This window comes from Pseudonocardia parietis (assembly GCF_017876315.1).
Lineage (GTDB): Bacteria > Actinomycetota > Actinomycetes > Mycobacteriales > Pseudonocardiaceae > Pseudonocardia > Pseudonocardia parietis.
This window is the reverse complement of sequence record NZ_JAGINU010000001.1, coordinates 2,202,072-2,218,495: the sequence shown is the minus strand read 5'-3', so window position 1 is coordinate 2,218,495 and position 16,424 is coordinate 2,202,072. Positions and strand designations below refer to the sequence as shown.

The 16,424-nt window shown below is 73.4% G+C and carries 16 protein-coding genes; 10 read left to right on the top strand and 6 right to left on the bottom strand.

The window, feature by feature from the left end; all coding sequences use genetic code 11:
• Positions 1-14 precede the first annotated feature (14 nt).
• Positions 15-881, top strand: coding sequence for an EamA family transporter (locus JOF36_RS10445; protein WP_245350779.1), 867 nt, complete (start codon positions 15-17; stop codon positions 879-881).
• Here the strand turns inward: JOF36_RS10445 and JOF36_RS10440 are convergent.
• From JOF36_RS10440 to JOF36_RS10430, 3 genes are all read right to left on the bottom strand, one after another.
• Positions 868-1,518: a response regulator gene (locus JOF36_RS10440; RefSeq protein ID WP_210026460.1), complete on the bottom strand. Its 651-nt coding sequence runs from the start codon at positions 1,516-1,518 to the stop codon at positions 868-870. The two genes, JOF36_RS10445 and JOF36_RS10440, sit on opposite strands and share 14 nt — an antisense overlap.
• Positions 1,515-2,726, bottom strand: coding sequence for a sensor histidine kinase (locus JOF36_RS10435; RefSeq protein ID WP_210026459.1), 1,212 nt, complete (start codon positions 2,724-2,726; stop codon positions 1,515-1,517). Before JOF36_RS10435 ends, JOF36_RS10440 begins: the two co-directional genes overlap by 4 nt.
• 255 nt (positions 2,727-2,981) lie before the next feature.
• Positions 2,982-3,671 carry a phosphatase PAP2 family protein gene (locus JOF36_RS10430; protein ID WP_210026458.1) on the bottom strand — a complete coding sequence of 230 codons (690 nt, stop codon included), beginning with the start codon at positions 3,669-3,671 and terminating at the stop codon, positions 2,982-2,984.
• Positions 3,672-3,785: 114 nt separating this feature from the next.
• Between JOF36_RS10430 and JOF36_RS10425 the strand changes: the two genes are divergently transcribed.
• The 4 genes from JOF36_RS10425 (at position 3,786) to JOF36_RS10410 (ending at position 7,049) form a co-directional block, all read left to right on the top strand.
• Entirely contained in the window at positions 3,786-4,112 is a 327-nt protein-coding gene (locus tag JOF36_RS10425; RefSeq protein WP_210026456.1) for a DUF4180 domain-containing protein, read from the top strand.
• Positions 4,109-5,188, top strand: a complete 1,080-nt coding sequence (locus tag JOF36_RS10420; protein WP_210026454.1) for a winged helix DNA-binding domain-containing protein — start codon at positions 4,109-4,111, stop codon at positions 5,186-5,188. Before JOF36_RS10425 ends, JOF36_RS10420 begins: the two co-directional genes overlap by 4 nt.
• A gap of 126 nt (positions 5,189-5,314) precedes the next feature.
• A complete protein-coding gene (locus JOF36_RS10415; RefSeq protein ID WP_210026453.1) occupies positions 5,315-6,280 on the top strand; it encodes an LLM class flavin-dependent oxidoreductase in 966 nt (321 codons plus the stop codon).
• Positions 6,281-6,389: 109 nt separating this feature from the next.
• Positions 6,390-7,049, top strand: coding sequence for a peroxiredoxin (locus tag JOF36_RS10410; RefSeq protein WP_210026451.1), 660 nt, complete (start codon positions 6,390-6,392; stop codon positions 7,047-7,049).
• 19 nt (positions 7,050-7,068) lie between these two features.
• Here JOF36_RS10410 and JOF36_RS10405 read toward each other — a convergent pair whose 3' ends face one another.
• Positions 7,069-7,932: a universal stress protein gene (locus tag JOF36_RS10405; protein WP_210026449.1), complete on the bottom strand. Its 864-nt coding sequence runs from the start codon at positions 7,930-7,932 to the stop codon at positions 7,069-7,071.
• A 183-nt stretch (positions 7,933-8,115) separates the two neighbouring features.
• Here JOF36_RS10405 and JOF36_RS10400 point away from each other — a divergent pair, with 183 nt between their 5' ends.
• Positions 8,116-9,564: a flavin-containing monooxygenase gene (locus tag JOF36_RS10400; RefSeq protein ID WP_210026447.1), complete on the top strand. Its 1,449-nt coding sequence runs from the start codon at positions 8,116-8,118 to the stop codon at positions 9,562-9,564.
• Positions 9,565-9,618: 54 nt separating this feature from the next.
• Here JOF36_RS10400 and JOF36_RS10395 read toward each other — a convergent pair whose 3' ends face one another.
• Positions 9,619-9,909 (bottom strand): hypothetical protein, encoded by a 291-nt coding sequence (locus tag JOF36_RS10395; RefSeq protein ID WP_245350778.1) that lies wholly within the window; start codon positions 9,907-9,909, stop codon positions 9,619-9,621.
• Positions 9,910-10,331: 422 nt separating this feature from the next.
• Here JOF36_RS10395 and JOF36_RS10390 point away from each other — a divergent pair, with 422 nt between their 5' ends.
• Positions 10,332-11,039 (top strand): MerR family transcriptional regulator, encoded by a 708-nt coding sequence (locus JOF36_RS10390; protein ID WP_210026445.1) that lies wholly within the window; start codon positions 10,332-10,334, stop codon positions 11,037-11,039.
• Positions 11,040-11,194: 155 nt separating this feature from the next.
• Positions 11,195-12,664: an AMP-binding protein gene (locus JOF36_RS10385; RefSeq protein ID WP_307862302.1), complete on the top strand. Its 1,470-nt coding sequence runs from the start codon at positions 11,195-11,197 to the stop codon at positions 12,662-12,664.
• Positions 12,665-12,711: 47 nt separating this feature from the next.
• Here the strand turns inward: JOF36_RS10385 and JOF36_RS10380 are convergent, their stop codons facing one another.
• A complete protein-coding gene (locus tag JOF36_RS10380; protein WP_210026443.1) occupies positions 12,712-12,861 on the bottom strand; it encodes a hypothetical protein in 150 nt (49 codons plus the stop codon).
• 169 nt (positions 12,862-13,030) lie between these two features.
• On the opposite strand from JOF36_RS10380, the gene JOF36_RS10375 reads away from it, so the two are divergent.
• Both JOF36_RS10375 and JOF36_RS10370 read left to right on the top strand, forming a co-directional pair.
• Positions 13,031-13,579: a DUF2804 domain-containing protein gene (locus JOF36_RS10375; RefSeq protein ID WP_210026442.1), complete on the top strand. Its 549-nt coding sequence runs from the start codon at positions 13,031-13,033 to the stop codon at positions 13,577-13,579.
• A gap of 117 nt (positions 13,580-13,696) precedes the next feature.
• Entirely contained in the window at positions 13,697-16,414 is a 2,718-nt protein-coding gene (locus JOF36_RS10370; protein ID WP_210026441.1) for a winged helix-turn-helix domain-containing protein, read from the top strand.
• Positions 16,415-16,424: the final 10 nt, after the last annotated feature.

The window sequence follows — 16,424 nt, the reverse complement described above, 5'->3', positions numbered from 1 at the left end:
CCGACCCTCGAGTCATGGGTGAACGTGGGGCGCCTCTTCTGGTCCTCGGCAGTGTCGTGAGCATCCAGTTCGGCCAGGCGTTCGGGAAGCAGCTCTTCGGTGAGGTCGGGCCGGCAGGCGTCGTAGCACTACGGCTGGGCATCGCGGCAGCGGTGATGCTGCTCCTGTACCGCCCGGCCCTGCCCCGGCGCCGGACGGAGTGGGTACTGATCGTCGGTCTCGGGACCGCCATCGCGGCGATGAACCTCATCTACCTCGCCCTGGAGCATCTTTCGCTGGGCCTGGCCACCGCGCTGCAGCTGCTCGGCCCGATCACGCTCGCGGCGCTCACCTCCCGGCGCCCGTTCGATCTGGCACTCGCCCTGCTGGCCGGGTTCGGCGTGTGGCTGTTCCACGCGCCGGGCGACTCGCCGACCTCGGTCGTCGGTGTGGTGCTCGCACTCGCGTCCGGTGTGGCCATGGCGGCGTACCTGCTGCTCAGCAAGAGGGCGGGCGCACGCATGAGCGGCGGCTCCCCGCTGGCGCTCGCGCTGGGCTGGGCGGCCCTGCTGACCGTGCCGTGGGGGATCGCCGAGGGTGGGGTCGCCCTGCTCGACCCCGCGATCCTCGGGCAGGGTGCGCTCGTCGCCCTGCTCTCGGCCGTACTTCCGTACTCGTTGGAGCTCGTCGCCCTGCGTCAGCTACCGCCGCGCACGGTGGGGGTGCTGCAGAGCCTCGAACCGGCGACAGCCGGACTGGCCGGCGCCCTGGTCCTGCACGAGGTGCTCGATGCGTGGCAGTGGGTCGCCCTGCTGTGTGTCGGTGTGGCCGGGGCCGGCACGGTCACCGGCTCTCGACGGGCACCGCGCCACAGCCCTGCCGACCCCGTTACTCGGGGATGAGGTCGTACTCGTACGCGACGATCGCCGCCTGCACCCGGTTGCGGACGCCGAGCCGGTCCAGCACCGCGCTGACGTGCGCCTTCACCGTGCCCTCGACCACGTGCAGCGCGCGGCCGATCTCGGCGTTGGACAGGCCCGCGCCGAGCAGCCCGAGCACCGTGCGCTCGCGTTCGGACAGCGCGGCGACCGCCGCATGATCGGCCCTCCGGCGCCGGTGCCGGTGGGCGTAGAGGTCGAGCACCCGCCGCGCCATCCGTGGCGACAGGTACGCCCCGCCCGCGGCGACGGCGCGCACCCCGTCGACGATCTCGCGCGGGTCACCGGTCTTCAGCACGAACCCGCCCGCGCCCTCGGCGAGCGCCCGGACCAGGTAGTCGTCGTCGGCGAACGTGGTCAGCACCAGGATCGCGGCGCCGAGCCCGCGGCGGGTGATCTCCGCGGCGGCCGCGAGACCGTCGGTGCCGGGCATCCGCACGTCGAGGACGGCGACGTCCGGCCGGTGCGCGGTGGCCAGCTCGATCGCCTCCCGGCCGTCGGCGGCCTCGGCGACGATCTCGATGCCGGGGTCGCTGGCGAGCACCGTCCGCACCCCGAGCCGGACGACGGCCTCGTCGTCGGCGAGCAGCACGCGCGTCATGTGCCGATCGTCCCGGGATCGGTCGCGGAGCGGACGATCAGGTCCTTGCCGACCAGGACGCCATCGGCCCAGCAGAGCCGGTGCAGGTCGGGCGAGAGCGGGTCGGCCGAGGCCGAGTAGTGCTCGCACCAGGTTCCCGGCGGCCGCGGGATGCCCGTGCCGTCGGTGCGGGTCCGCAGCGGCAGCGCGGCCTCGACGACCGAACGCGCGGTCCCGCTGGTGAGGGCGTCGAAGGTCGCGACGGGCAGCACGGACGTGGCGGCATCGGCCACCCGGTAGCCCGCGACGAGCAGCACCGACACAGCGAACGCTGCGGCGATCCCCCGCACGGCGGTGCTGCGCGACCGCCGCACCGCACCCATCGCGGTGCGGCGGGCGGCCTCGACGGTGGGTGGGCCGGCGTCGCCGTCCACCGGTCGCACGGGCAGCCGCACGGCGAGCAGGTGATCTTCGGCCGAGCGTCCGTGCTCCAGCGTCCCGCCGAGCGCGCCGACGTCGGCGGCGAGTGCCGGCAGGCCGTGCCCGGCCCCCGGGGCGGTGGGCCGGCCGGTCACCCCACGGGTCCGCAGGACGACGTCGAGCGCGTCCGCGCGCCGCGCGATCGACACCTCGACCGGCGCCCCGCCGGCGTGCTTGACGGCGTTCGTCAGTCCCTCCCGGACCACCCGCACGACGAGCGCGGGCACGGCCGGGGCGGCACCGTCGAGCACCGGCGCCGGGTCTGCCGGAACCAGCTCGACCTCGGCGCCCGCGGCCCGCACGCCCTCGACGATCGCCTCGACCTCACCCCCACCGGACGCGGGCGCCCGGTCGGCGGCCAGCGCCGACACCGCCTGTGCGAGGTGCTCGGCCGCTGCGCTGACCTGTGCACGGGCCTCGCCGACGGCGTCGCGCGCCGTATCCGGAAGGGTGCGGTCGAGCTCCAGCCCACCGAGCCGCAGCGCCGCCCGGGCCAGGTCGTGGCCCACGACGTCGTGCATGTCCGCGGCCAGCCGGGCCCGCTCGCGCATCCGCGCGTCGTGCTCGGCGATCCGCGCCTGCTCCTCCCACCGGGCGGCGAAGCTCCAGCCCGCCCGGCCGAGTGCGGCCCGCGCCCGCAGCCAGCGGCCCAGCAGCCACGGGCACCACAGCAGCACCCCCAGCCCGACGGCCGCGGCCAGCGCGGTGTCGGCGCCACCGGTCGCCGCGTACGCCACGACGGCCGCCATCGGCGGGACGGCGACCGGCAGCCACGCGGTGCGGCGGTGCCCCCATCGGCCGGCGACCCCGCCCGCGACCAGGACCGCGGGGGCGACGAGCCCGCCCGCGACCAGGTTGGTGGCGACGAAGCCCGGCCGCGGGCACGCTGCCCTCCCCGGCCGGGGAGACGAGCATCGTCCGGTCGCCGGCGAGGAGCCACACCAGCAGCCACAGCGCGGACGCGGCCAGCACACCGGTGCCGACCACGACGTCGGAGCGGTCGGTCACCTGTCGTGCCCCCGCACCGGCCGGCCGGCCCCCGTCCCGCGGGCGGGAACGCGGTCGGCGGGACGGTCTCCGACGAGTGCCGGGACACGCCCGTCCGTCCGCAGCCGGGCGACCAGCGGAGTTGCCCGGCTGCCGAGCAGGCTGACGGTCACGAGCGCCACCATGCCACCGAGCGCCGAGCCGGCGACGACGTCGTGCGGGAAGTGCGCTCCGGTGAGCACCCGTGCCACGGCCGCCGCGAGGCCGGTGAGCAGAGCGAACAGTGCGACGACCGGGGAGCGCAGCCGCAGCGCGAGCAGCAGCACCCCGACCACCAGCGCCCCGGCGAGTGCCGCGTGGTTGCTGGGGAACGACCAGTCCCCCGGCGCCGGGCAGTCCGCCCACGACGGGAACGGCTCCAGCAGCCGGCACGGCCGGTCCACCTGCTTGATCTGCTTCGCGAGCTCGCTCACCGGCCAGGTGAGCGCGACCGCGACCGGCGCGGCGAGCGCCGTCGCGACCGTGCGAGGTCCCGCGGTGCGGCTGCGCAGCCACGCCCGGAACCACACGGCGAGTCCGAGCAGCAGCGCCAGCTCACCGGCGAGCTCGACCGCGGCACCGGTCCACGGCGGGGCGCCCTCGAACAGCTGCAGGATCCGGGTGAGCCAGGCCGCGCTGCCGTCGGGGACGTCAGGGATCGAGATCATGCCCCGACCCTCGCGATCCGTGGCCCGGGCCGGATCCGACGATCGGCAGGAACCGACCCCGACGATCGGCAACTCCGTTGCCCCGTGCCGTCCGGACCTGCTCTGCTCACCGGTATGCCCCGTGTCCTGACCCTGCCCGTCGACGGCCCCGTGATCGCCCGGGAGGCCGACGCGATCGACGTACTCGGCGACGCGTTCTCCCAGGAGGCCGAGCTCGTGGCGATCCCGGTGGAGCGGCTGGACCCGGAGTTCTTCCGGCTCCGCAGCGGACTGGCCGACGCCGTGACCCAGAAGTTCGCGCAGTACGGCGTCCGGCTCGCCGTCGTCGGGGACGTGTCCCGCTGGACCGCCGAGCCCGGCCCGGTCGCCGACTGGGTACGCGAGTCCAACCAGGGACGCGGACTGCGGTTCGTCGCCGACGTGGCCGAGCTCGACGCGTGACCGTCCTGGACCGGCGCGCCCTGAACCGCGCGACGCTCGCCCGCCAGCACCTGCTCGAGCGGTGCCCGGCCGGCACCGACGCCGTCGACCTCGTGGGACACCTCGGCGGGTTGCAGGCCCAGGAACCCCGCGAGCCGTACACCGGCCTGTGGTCGCGCATCGCCGAGTTCGACCCGCGCCCGGCCTCGGCGGCGCTCACCGGCCGGACGCTGGTGCGCACCCTGCTGATGCGCCGGACCGTGCACCTGGTCACCGCAGACGACTGCCTGGCCCACCGGGCGCTGCACCAGCCGATGATCACCCAGCGGACTTGGGGTGCCCGGCGGGCCGAGCTGGACGGGGTGGCCCCGGATGCGCTCGCCGAGGCGGTGCGGCCGTGTTTCGCCGAGACCCCGCGCACCGGTGGGGAGGCCGCCCGGCTGGTCGCGGACCGGTTCCCCGAGGCGGGCCACGCGGCACTCGCCGATGCGGCCGTCTCGGTGCTCCCCCTGGTCCAGGTTCCGCCGCGCGGCACCTGGGACGGGACCGGGCCGGCCAGGCTGACCACCGTGGAGGCCTGGCTGGGCCGCGAACCCGAGCCGGACCCCACCGCCGCGGACGACCTGGTGCTCCGCTACCTGGCCGCGTTCGGCCCGGCGGCGAGCGCCGACCTGCGCGCCTGGTGCGGCCTGACCGGGCTACCCGCCGTCATCACCCGGTTGAGGCCGCGGCTGCGGACGTTCCGCGACGAGCGCGGCCGCGAGCTGCTCGACCTGCCGGACGCCCCGCTTCCCGACCCGGACACGCCGGCGCCGCCGCGCTTCCTGCCCGCGTTCGACAACGTCGTCCTCGGGTTCGACGACCGCAGCCGGATCGTCGACGACGCCCACCGCGGGCTCAGCGTCACCGGTGCCCGGTTCGTGCTGGTCGACGGCCGGGTCGCCGCGACGTGGACCGCGTCCGCCGATGGTCTGACCGTGCATCCGTTGCGCGCGTTGACCACCGCCGAGACCGAGGACGTCGTCGCCGAGGCCGAGCGGCTGCGCACCTTCCTCGCCGGCGGGGCGCCGGGCACCGTCGACGTACACCGGCCGTGACCTCCCGGTCGGCCGCATCACGGCGTCCGCCCGGAATAGTGCGGTAGCTCTGAGTGGTTACCACTGGTGACCGATATGTGGAGCTGTTCGCACGCGTGGAGCAGCGCCGTAGTGAAAGGCGTACCGATGCAGTTGCCTCTGTCCATCCTTGATCTCGCGACGGTGGGCAAGGGCGAGACCGTGGCCGAGAGCCTCCAGAACAGCGTCGCGCTCGCCCGCCGCGCCGAGGAGCTGGGGTACCGCCGGGTCTGGTACGCCGAGCACCACAACATGTCCGCCATCGCCTCGTCGGCGACCAGCGTGCTGATCGCGCACGTCGCCGCACACACCTCCACGATCCGGCTGGGCTCGGGCGGGGTGATGCTGCCCAACCACGCGCCGCTGACCATCGCCGAGCAGTTCGGCACCCTGGCGGAGCTGCACCCGGGGCGCATCGACCTCGGGCTCGGCCGGGCGCCGGGCACCGACCAGAACACGTTCCGCGCACTGCGGCGCGACCCGCGCAGCTCCGACTCCTTCCCGCAGGACGTGCAGGAGCTGCAGGGGTACCTGAGCGACCAGAGTCTGATCGACGGCGTCGACGCCATCCCCGGCAAGGGCACCGGCGTGCCGCTCTACATCCTCGGGTCCTCGTTGTTCGGCGCGAAGCTCGCCGCGGTTCTCGGGCTGCCGTACTCGTTCGCCTCGCACTTCGCCCCGGACGCGCTCGAGGAGGCCGTCGCCCTCTACCGGCGTGAGTTCCGGCCGTCCGAGCAGCTGGCGCAGCCCCATGTCATCGCGGGTCTCAACGTGATCGCGGCCGACCGGACCGAGCAGGCCCAGGAGGACTTCCAGATCGTCAAGCGAGCCCGGCTGCGGTTGTTCGCGAAGGGCCGCAGCTTCACCGACGCGGAGGCCGACATGATCCTCGACTCCCCGCAGGGCGCCCAGATCAGCCAGATGGTCAAGTACTCCGCGGTCGGGACCGCCGCCGAGGCGCAGGAGTACCTGGAACGGTTCGCCAAGCAGTCCGACGCCGACGAGCTGATCGTCGCCCACCAGTCCCCGACGCTCGAGGGGCGGCTGCGTTCGGCCGAGCTGCTCGTGGGGTGAGCCGCCGGGGCGGTCCCGGTGTAACACCTGCTCACCGGTGTGACGAGGTCGGGGTGTGCCGCCAGGCGACCCGCCGGCTCGCCGTCCCGCGATGGGGAAGGAACCACCCGTGCCACTCACGATCAACGATCTGGCCCCCGACTTCCAGGCAGACACGACAGAGGGGCCGCTCGGCTTCCACGACTGGATGGGCGGCTCGTGGGCCGTGCTGTTCTCGCACCCGAAGGACTTCACCCCGGTGTGCACCACGGAGCTCGGATACATGGCCAAGATCAAGCCCGAGTTCGACCGGCGCGACGTGAAGATCATCGGCTTGTCGGTCGACCCGGCCGACCGGCACGCCAAGTGGGCCTCCGACATCGCCGAGACACAGGGCTACGCGCCGAACTACCCGGTGATCGCCGACTCCGACTTCGCGGTGTCGAAGCTGTACGGGATGCTGCCGGCCGACACCGGCGGTGACCCGCTCTCGCGCACGCCCGCCGACAACCAGACCGTGCGCAACGTCTTCGTCATCGGTCCGGACAAGAAGATCAAGCTGGTGCTCGTCTACCCGATGACGACCGGGCGCAACTTCGACGAGGTCCTGCGCGTGATCGACTCGTTGCAGCTGACCGCACGGCACAAGGTCGCCACGCCGGTCAACTGGCAGCAGGGCGAGGACGTGATCATCGCGGGCTCGGTCTCCGACGAGCAGGCCCGCGAGATCTACCCGGACGGCTGGGAGGCCCCGCGCCCCTACATCCGGATCGTGCCGGCGCCGCGCTGAACCTCGGCCCTCGGGCGGATCAGGGTGCAGTGTGCGCCCGAGGGCCGACCAGCATCACCGGGCAGCCGGCGCGCTGGATCAGCGACAGGCCCGTCGAGCCGAGCAGCAGCCCGGTGAACCCGCCCCGGCCCCGAGTTGCGACGACGACCAGCCGCGACCGTTCGCTGTGCTCGACCAGTGCACGTCCCGGCTCGGACCGTTCGATGACCCGCTCGACGGCGACGTCGGGGTAGCGGCCGGACCAGCCGGCCAGCCGCTCGGCCAGCGCCCGCTCCTCGGCGTCGCGCAGTCGGTCGAACGCCCCGGCCGCCCGCAGCGCCGGGGATCTCCCGTCGTGCCATGCGTAGAAGGCGGTGAGCCCCGCCCCGTGCGCGGAGGCGACGGCGAACGCGTGCGCCAGCGCACCGTCGGACAGCGGCCCACCGTCCACACCGACCAGTACCGGTCCGTCGTGGACGGTCCCGCGGACCACGACGACCGGGCTCTCGGCGTGGGCGGCGACGGCGAGCGTCACCGATCCGAGCGCGGTGCCGAGCGCGCCGCGGCCCGCCGAGCCCAGCACCAGCAACGACGCCTTCCGCGACTCCTCGATCAGCACCATCGACGGCGCGCCCCGGTCGGTCCGTACCTGCGACGCGACGCCCGGTGCGGCCTCCGCCGCGGCGGCCCGGGCCGCGACCAGGACCTCGTCGCCCTCGACCCGCAGCTGCTCCTCGACGTCGTCGAGCAGCGGCGCGACGGCTCCGTCCGCGTACAGCCCGGCGACGTCGAACGCGTACACCAGCGTCAGCTCGGCGTGCCGGTCGGCGGCCTCCCGCGCGGCCCAGCGAACCGCGTCGAGAGCCACATCCGATCCGTCCACCCCGACGACGACCGCACCCATCGTTGCCCTCCGTTCCCGCGGCCGGCCCGACGTCGCCGGCCCCTCATCTCCCACCCTGCTCCAGAACCGGCGTCCGCGCAGCTCTCCCCGCGCCCGGCCGGGCCCGCCCGGGCCGGACGCGGCACCCACGGCCCCGACGATGATCGCTACGGTGACCCCTGCCACGGGTGACAGGGAGGTCCCATGCACGCACCGAGCGTTCTCGTCGTCGGTGCCGGGTTCGGCGGTATCGCCGCCGCGATCGAGTTCCGCGCGCACGGCATCCGCGACGTGACGATCGTGGACGCGGGCCCGGACATCGGCGGCACCTGGCTGAACAACACCTACCCGGGTGCCGCCTGCGACGTGCCGAGCCACCTGTACTCGTACTCGTTCGCCCAGCGCACGGACTGGACCCGGCTGTGCTCCCCGCAGCCGGAGATCCTCTCCTACCTGCACGACGTGGCGAAGGAGTTCGGCGTCGCCGACCTGGTGGAGACCGACGCCCGGATCGTCTCCGCCGACCGTCCACGGGCGGACGGCCCGTGGACGGTCACCGCCGAGGACGGGCGGACCTGGACCGCCGACGTCCTGGTCGTCGCCACCGGGCAGCTCAACCGGCCCGTCGTCCCCGACATCCCCGGCACGGACACCTTCGCCGGACACAGCTTCCACTCGGCCCGCTGGGATCACGAGCACGACCTGCGGGGCCGCCGGGTCGCCGTCGTCGGGACCGGTGCGAGCGCCGTGCAGTTCGTGCCCGCGATCGCGCCCGAGGTCGGGCACATGACCGTGTTCCAGCGCTCCGGGAACTGGTTTCTCCCCCGCCGCAACCGCACGTTCCCGCGCTGGTGGCGGGCGGCGATCGCGCACGTCCCCGGCCTGCAGCGGGGGCGGCGGCGGTTCATCACCGAGTACTGCGAGTCGCTGACGCTGATGATCCGCCACCCCTCCACCTGGGGCCGGATCGGACGGCTGTACTCGACGCTGTTCATGCGCATGCAGCTGCGCGACCCGGAGCTGCGGCGCGCGGTGTGGCCGGACTACACGTTCGGCTGCAAGCGGATCCTGTTCAGCTCACACTGGCTGCCCGCGCTGCGACGCGACAACGTCTCGGTCGAGACCGAACGGGTCACCGAGATCGTCCCGGACGGTCTCCGCACCGCCGACGGACGGACCCACGAGGTCGACACGATCATCTGGGGCACCGGGTTCGCGGCCACCGACTTCATGTTCCCGATGGAGATCACCGGCCCGGGTGGACTGTCCATGCAGGACGCCTGGGCGGACGGCGCGCACGCCTACCTGGGGATGACCGTGCCCGGCTTCCCGTCGATGTTCGTCCTCTACGGACCGAACACCAACACCTCCGGGGGCTCGATCATCCGCTACCTGGAGCACCAGGTCCGCTACGTCCGGCAGGCGCTGCAGGAGGCACAGCGCCGCGGGGCGTGCGGGGTCGAGGTGCGCGAGGACGTCGAGCAGGCCTACGACGCGGACCTGCAGTCCCGGTTCCCCGGCACCGCCTGGACCCGCTGCGACTCCTGGTACCGCGACTCCACGGGCCGGATCGTCACCAACTGGCCGGGCTACATGCGCGACTACGAGGAACGGACCCACCGGATCGAGCCGTCGGAGTACGTCTTCCACTAGGCCGGGTCCGCCCCGCACCCCGTGGCGGCGGGATGCGGGGCGGCGGCCCGGGGGTCACTCGCAGCTGGTCGGGTTGCCCTTGTTCTGGGCGGCACCCTGACCGAGGATCCCCAGCACGTTGCCCAGCGCCGCATTGACGCCCGGGCAGACGTTGGCATTGTTGAGGACGTTGACGTCGTCCAGGTTGACCAGGCCGAACTGGTCGCCCCGGGTGTTGCCGACATCCTGGATGAACTCGTCGCCGTCGCCGTCGTCGTCCTGCACCGGCGCAGCCGACGCCAGCGGGCTGAACGCGACGAGTGTCGCGACGACGGCGGCGGCGGTGACCGCGAGTTTCCTGCGCATGTCTTCTCCCCGATCGTGTCCGGTGGGACGGACGTGCGGCACGGGATCCGTGCCCACTGCTGCGACGCCTGTGCATCGCCGCAAGCGGACGGTAGGCAGGCGCTCACGGGCGGGGATACGGCTCCGCCCCGGACGGGTGACATGCTCACCCCGAGCCCCGGACAGGGGGTGTGAACCCCGTGCGGGCGTGTTTCCCAGGACACCTGACACGGTGCGTCCCCATCCGCCCCCGCAGGAGAGACCCTCGGTGACGGTCACCTCGTGCTCGACGCAGCGACACGCCACCCGGTGGGGTGGTTCCGGGACCGGCGTGTTGCCACGCTCGGCGTGTCGCGGCAGAACGGGGCTTGCTCCTCACGCGACGTGAGGCGGCACCGTCCATCATGTCGTCGCGACGCGGCGGCCCGACACAAGGGGGACGGGTGAAGGTCGGCGAGCTGGCCCGGGCGACCGGGCTGACGGTGCGCACGCTGCACCACTGGGAGGAGCGGGGGCTGGTCGTGCCGTCGGCACGGACGGCCGCCGACCACCGGGTCTACGACGACGGCGACGTCCGCCGCGTCTACCAGGTGGTGGCCCTGCGGGAGCTGGGGCTCCCGTTGGACGCGATCGGGGACCTGCTCACGAACGGGTCCTTCGACGTCGTGCTCGCCGCGCACCTGGAGCAGGTGGACGCCCGGCTGACCGCGCTGCGCTCGCTGCGCGGCACGCTCGCCGGCGTCGTCGACCGGCTGCGAGCCGCACCGGCCCCGGACCCGTCGGACGTGTTACGGATGATCGACGAGGTGAGCAGGGTGAACGACACCTTCGCGCAGTACTTCACGCCGGAGCAGGTGGCCGAGCTGCAGGCGCGGCGCACCGAGGGCGAGGCCACGGCGGCCGCGTGGCCGGAGCTGATCGCGGCCGTGCGGGCCGAGATGGACGCCGGCACCGACCCGGCCGACCCGCGGGTGCGGGCGTTGGCCACGCGGTGGGCGGAGCTGCTGGAGAGCTTCCACCGCGGGGACCCGGAGCTGCGTGAGCAGCTGTACCGGATGCGCGCGGACAACACCGCCGAGGTCGCGGCGGCGGGCGGCCCGGATCAGGCGATGATCGACTACATCGGTGGGGGCCGGCCGGCTCGACCGTGATCCGGGCCGTCGGGCAGGTGACGAACGGGTCGTGCGCCCGTTACCATCGGTGATCGACTTGTCAGTGCCGATCGGTGCCGTCCGTGGCATCGATCGGCACTCGAAAGATGATCAGTGACCGGTCGGACGCCACCACCCCCGGTCGGGAGGACCTCGTGACCGTCCGCTTCCCGGAGCCGGCCGTCGCCGCCGGCTCGACCCCGCTGCCCGTCCGGCTGCGCGAGCTGGTCGCCGCGGCCCCGGACCGGCCGATCGCCTCCGACGGCGACACCGTGCTGACCCGGGCCGAGTTCGACGCCCGCACCAACCGGCTGGCCCGGTACCTCGCCGCCCGCGGGGTCGTCCGGGGCGACCTGGTGTCGATCGCGCTGCCGAACACCGTCACGCACCTGGAGTGCTCGGTCGCCGCGTGGAAGCTCGGCGCGGTCCCGCAACCGTTGTCGGCGAAGCTGCCACCCGCCGAGCGCGACGCGGTGCTGTCGGTCGCCGCGCCCGCGCTCGTGATCACCGAGACGCCGGACGCCTCCGGGTACGACGACGACCCGCTGCCGGACGTGGTCGGACCGTCCTGGAAGGCGCCCACCTCGGGCGGCAGCACCGGGCGGCCCAAGGTGATCGTCGCCGGTCAGGCCGCGTGCGTGGAGCAGGCGCTGGGCCGGGTGGACGGCCTGCGGATCGAGCGCGACGGCGTCATGCTCTGCACCGCGCCGCTGCACCACAACGCGCCGTACATGTTCTCGCTCATGGCGTTGCTGCAGGGGCACCACGTGGTGCTCATGCAGCGCTTCGACGCCGCCCGCACCCTGGAGCTCGTCGGCGAGCACGGCGTGAGCTGGCTCTACGTCGTCCCGACGATGATGGGCCGGATGCTGCGGCTCCCGCCCGAGCACTGGTCCTCCGCCACGCTGGGGAGCCTGCGCACGGTGCTGCACGTCGGTGCTCCCTGCCCACCGGACGTCAAGCGCGGCTGGCTGGAACGCGTCGGGCCGGGCACCGTGCTCGAGCTGTACTCCGGCACCGAGTCACAGGCCGGCACCGCGATCGACGGCCGCGACTGGCTGGCGCACCCGGGCTCGGTCGGACGGGTCGTCCGCGGCGAGATCAAGATCTGCGACGACGACGGCCGCGAGCTCGGCCCCGGCGAGACCGGTGAGATCTGGATGCGCTCCGGCGGGGCGCCCGCGTACCACTACCTGGGCGCCGTCCCGAAGGAACAGGACGGCTGGGAGTCGCTCGGCGACATGGGGCACTTCGACGCCGACGGCTGGCTCCACCTCGCCGACCGGCGCTCCGACATGATCCTCGTCGGTGGCGCCAACGTGTACCCGGCCGAGGTCGAGGCCGCGCTGACCGCGCACCCGCAGGTGCGCGACGCCGTCGTCGTCGGGCTGCCGGACGACGACTACGGCCGGATCGTGCACGCGATCGTCCAGCCGGTGCAGGGACCCGGTTCGGGACTGGCCGACGAGCTGCGTGAGCACTGCGCGCGCCTGCTCAGCCCGTACAAGAACCCCCGCAGCTACGAGCTGGTGGACCACCCGCTGCGCGACGACGCCGGGAAGGTACGCCGCTCGGAGCTCGCCGCCGCCCGCAGCGGCGTGAGTGCGCGAGCATCGCGATCATGACCGCCGCCGAGGGCATCGAGCGCGCGCTGGTCCGGGGCTGAGACCGGTCAGGCCGCGACCTCCCAGGTCCACTCCTGCGCCATCGAGCCCGCGCAGTCCGGGCACGGGACCGCGACTCCGTCGGTCTCCCGCGCCGGCAGCTCCGCCTCGACGCCGCAACCGGTGCACCGGCACCATGCCACCTCGGTTCCGTACATGCGTTCGAGGGTGAACCACAACTGTGTGATTCGCAACCGGTGAGTCCTGGCTGCTATGGCTCGCCGTGCCGTTCGCGATCGTGGCCGTGCTGCTGTTCACCGTCCCCGACGTCGACGACACCACGATGGTGATCTACTCGACGTCGCCATTCCCACCGACCACGAGTCGATGAACGTCGTGGTGCCGTGGAGCCGCCGGCGCTACCAGTACACCCGCAAGCACAACTGCCTGCGTGCCTCCGGCACCGTGCGGATGCGGGACCGCACCTACGGGTTCGACGAGACCAGCGCGTACGCCACCCTGGACCACGGCCGGGGCCGCTGGCCCTACTCGACGCTCTGGAACTGGGCGTCGGGCAGCGGGCACACCGACGGCCACGAGATCGGTCTCCAGTTCGGTGCCAAGTGGACCGACGGAACCCCGCCGACGGAGAACGCGATCCGGATCGACGGCCGGATCGAGAAGATCTCCGAGGAACTGACCTGGCGGTACGACCCGCAGGACTGGCTGGCGCCCTGGCACATCAGCGGGCGATGCGTCGATCTGACCTTCCGGCCGGAGTACAACCGCAACTCGTGCCACGACCGGATCGTGGTCCGCAGCCGCGAGGACCAGGCGTTCGGCGTGTTCAGCGGCACGGTCACCGCCCAGGACGGGACCGTGTACCAGGTCCGCGACGTCTACGGCTGGGCCGAGGAGGTCCACCGCCGCTGGTGACGCGACACCTCCCTGCGCACCGCGTCGCTGTTCGGGGCATGCCCCACCCGTTCGGGTGGTCAGCGCGCCCCGGCGAGCTGGCACTGTGGTAGCGGTCACAGCGCAACGGAGGAGTCGATGACGACCAGACCGGTCGCGCCCTCGCCGGCGCCGGTGCGGCTGCCTCACAGCGCATCGGCCCGGTTCCGGGCCCCGGCCCACGTCCACAACGTCATCGAACGCCGGCGGCTCCTCGACGATCTGCGCGCCCAGGATCCCGGCCGGCTCATGGTCGTCCACGCACCGGCGGGCTACGGGAAGACCACGCTCGCCGTCCAGTGGCTGTCGGAGCTGCAGGCCCGCGGCACCACCGTCGCGTGGCTCGGTCTGCACCGCGACGACAACGATCCGCACTGGTTCCTGACCCACCTGGTGGATGCCGTGCGGCAGGTACTTCCCGCGGCCACCGAATCGATCGACGATCTGGTCGATCTGCTCGAACAGAACGCCGAGGACACCCGGAGCTACACGCTGTCGGCGCTGCTGGATCTGATCGCCGAGCACGACGACGGGTTCGTCCTGGCCTTCGACGACTGGCATCTCGTCGACGACGACACGGTGCACCGCGCGCTGCTGCACCTGCTCGACTTCGCGCCGCCGAACCTGTCGATCGTGCTGACCAGCCGCCGCCGCCCCCGTCTGCCGCTGAGCCGGCTGCGCGTGCGCAGGCAGCTGACGGAGATCGACGCCGACGCACTGCGTTTCGATCTCGACGAGGCCCGTGAGTTCCTCGTCGAGCTGAACGGGCTGAGCCTCGGCAACGACGACGTCGCCCGGCTCTCGAGCGGTACCGACGGGTGGGTGGCCGCCCTGCAGCTGGTGTCGCTGTCCTTGCGCGACAGCGCCGACCCGGACGAGCTGATCAAGGGCTTCTCCGGCAGGCACCACTCGATCGGCGAGTACCTCGCCGAGAACGTGCTGGACTCCCTCCCCGCCTGGATCCTGGACTTCCTGCTCGCCACGTCGGTGTGCGACCGCCTGTGCGGGGGGCTCGCCGGCGTCCTCGCCGGGCGCACCGACGGTCAGGCCGTGCTGGAGGAGCTCGAGAGCAGGAACCTGTTCCTGCGCCCGCTCGACAACGAGCGGGAGTGGTTCCGCTACCACCATCTGTTCGTCGACCACCTGCGCCGGCGTCTGGACCGTGACCACCCCGGCCGCGCGGAGACACTGCACGACCGGGCGTCGCGGTGGTTCGCCGACCACGACCTCGTCCCCGCGGCGGTGACCCACGCGCTGGCGGGCGGTGACGTCCGCCGGGCCACGGACCTCGTCGAGGCGAACGCCATGGCGATGGTGGAGCACAGCCGCATGACCAGCCTGCTCGGTCTGCTCGGCCGGCTGCCCGCCACCGCGGCCGACGACCGGCCCGGGTTGCTGATGGCCGTCGCGTGGGCGAACTGCCTGCTGCAACGGAGCGAGGCCGCCCAGTCGTCGCTCGACCGGCTCCGGCCCGCCCTGCGGCGCGACGAGTCGTACGAGGAGATGTGCAGCGAGGCCGACGTCGCACAGGCCTGTATCGACATCTACGGCGACCGCACCGACCGCGCGGAGGAGCTGGTCCGGCGCAGCCTGGACCGTTCCGGGAGCTACCGCCCCTGGGTGGTGGGGGTCGCCGCGAACATCCAGAGCTTCTGTGACATCCACGCGATGCGCTTCGTGCGCGCCCGGGAGTGCCAGCGCTGGGCGCAGCCGATCCACGCCCGCACGACCGGGCCGTTCGCCGCCGTCTACGGCCGCTGCTTCGCCGGCATCGCCGCGCTGTCCCAGCTGGACACGGTCGGGGCGGAGGAGCATCTGCGGGGCGCGGTACTGCTGGCCCGGGAGTCGGCCGGCCGCCGTTCGCACGCCGCCCAGCTGGCCGGAGCGCTCCTGGGCGAGCTGCACCACCTGCGGGGCCAGCTGGACGAGGCGGAACGCCTCCTGGAGGCGTGCAGCGAGCTGGGGGCCGAGAGCGGCGTCGTCGACTTCATGATCGCCGGCTACGCCCTCCTCGCCCGGATCAAGGCCGGGCGCGGTGCCGCCGAGGACGCGGCGACGCTGCTCACCGAGGGGAGCCGGGTGGCCGATCGGCTCGGTCTGCCGCGGCTGCACAGCGCGCTCGGCGCGGAGCGGATCTCCCAGCTTCTCGCACGTGGCAGGGTTCGCGAGGCCCGGCGTGTGGCCCAGGACCTACCGGACGGGTCATCGGCACCCGGCGGCATCGGCACCCGGATCGATCAGCTCCGGAGTGCCTCGCTGGCGGCGGTCTACTCGGCCGAACAGGACCACGACCGGGCGGTGGTCCTGCTGGAGGACCTCATCCGTGAGACCCGGGGGCACGGGCAGGCGCGGACGACCCTGGAGCTCTCGGTGCAGCTGGCCGGTGCGCAGGAGCGCGCGGCGCGCTCCATGGCGGCCGAGCGCACCCTGTCCGCGGTGCTGAGCCGAGCCCTGCGGGCGGGGGTGCCCCAGGTCGTCCGGGACGGTGGGCCACAGGTCCGGGCCGTGCTCGACCGGCTCGTCACGCGCGCACGCGCGGGCACCGCACCCGAGTCGCTCCCGTCGGCCGACGAGCTCGCCGGCGTGTTCTCCGCCGGCTCCCCCGGCGCGGGGCGGCCCGTCGTCGCACTGACCGGACGCGAGGCCGAGATCCTGCAGATGCTCGACGTCGGGCACAGCAACCAACAGCTCGCCTCGGCGCTCGGCGTCACGGTGAACACCGTCAAGTGGTACCTGAAGAGCATCTACGGCAAGCTCGGCGCCGGGAACCGCACCCAGGCGGTGTCGGTCGCCCGGCGCACCGGCCTGCTGGGGTGACCCGGGGCCG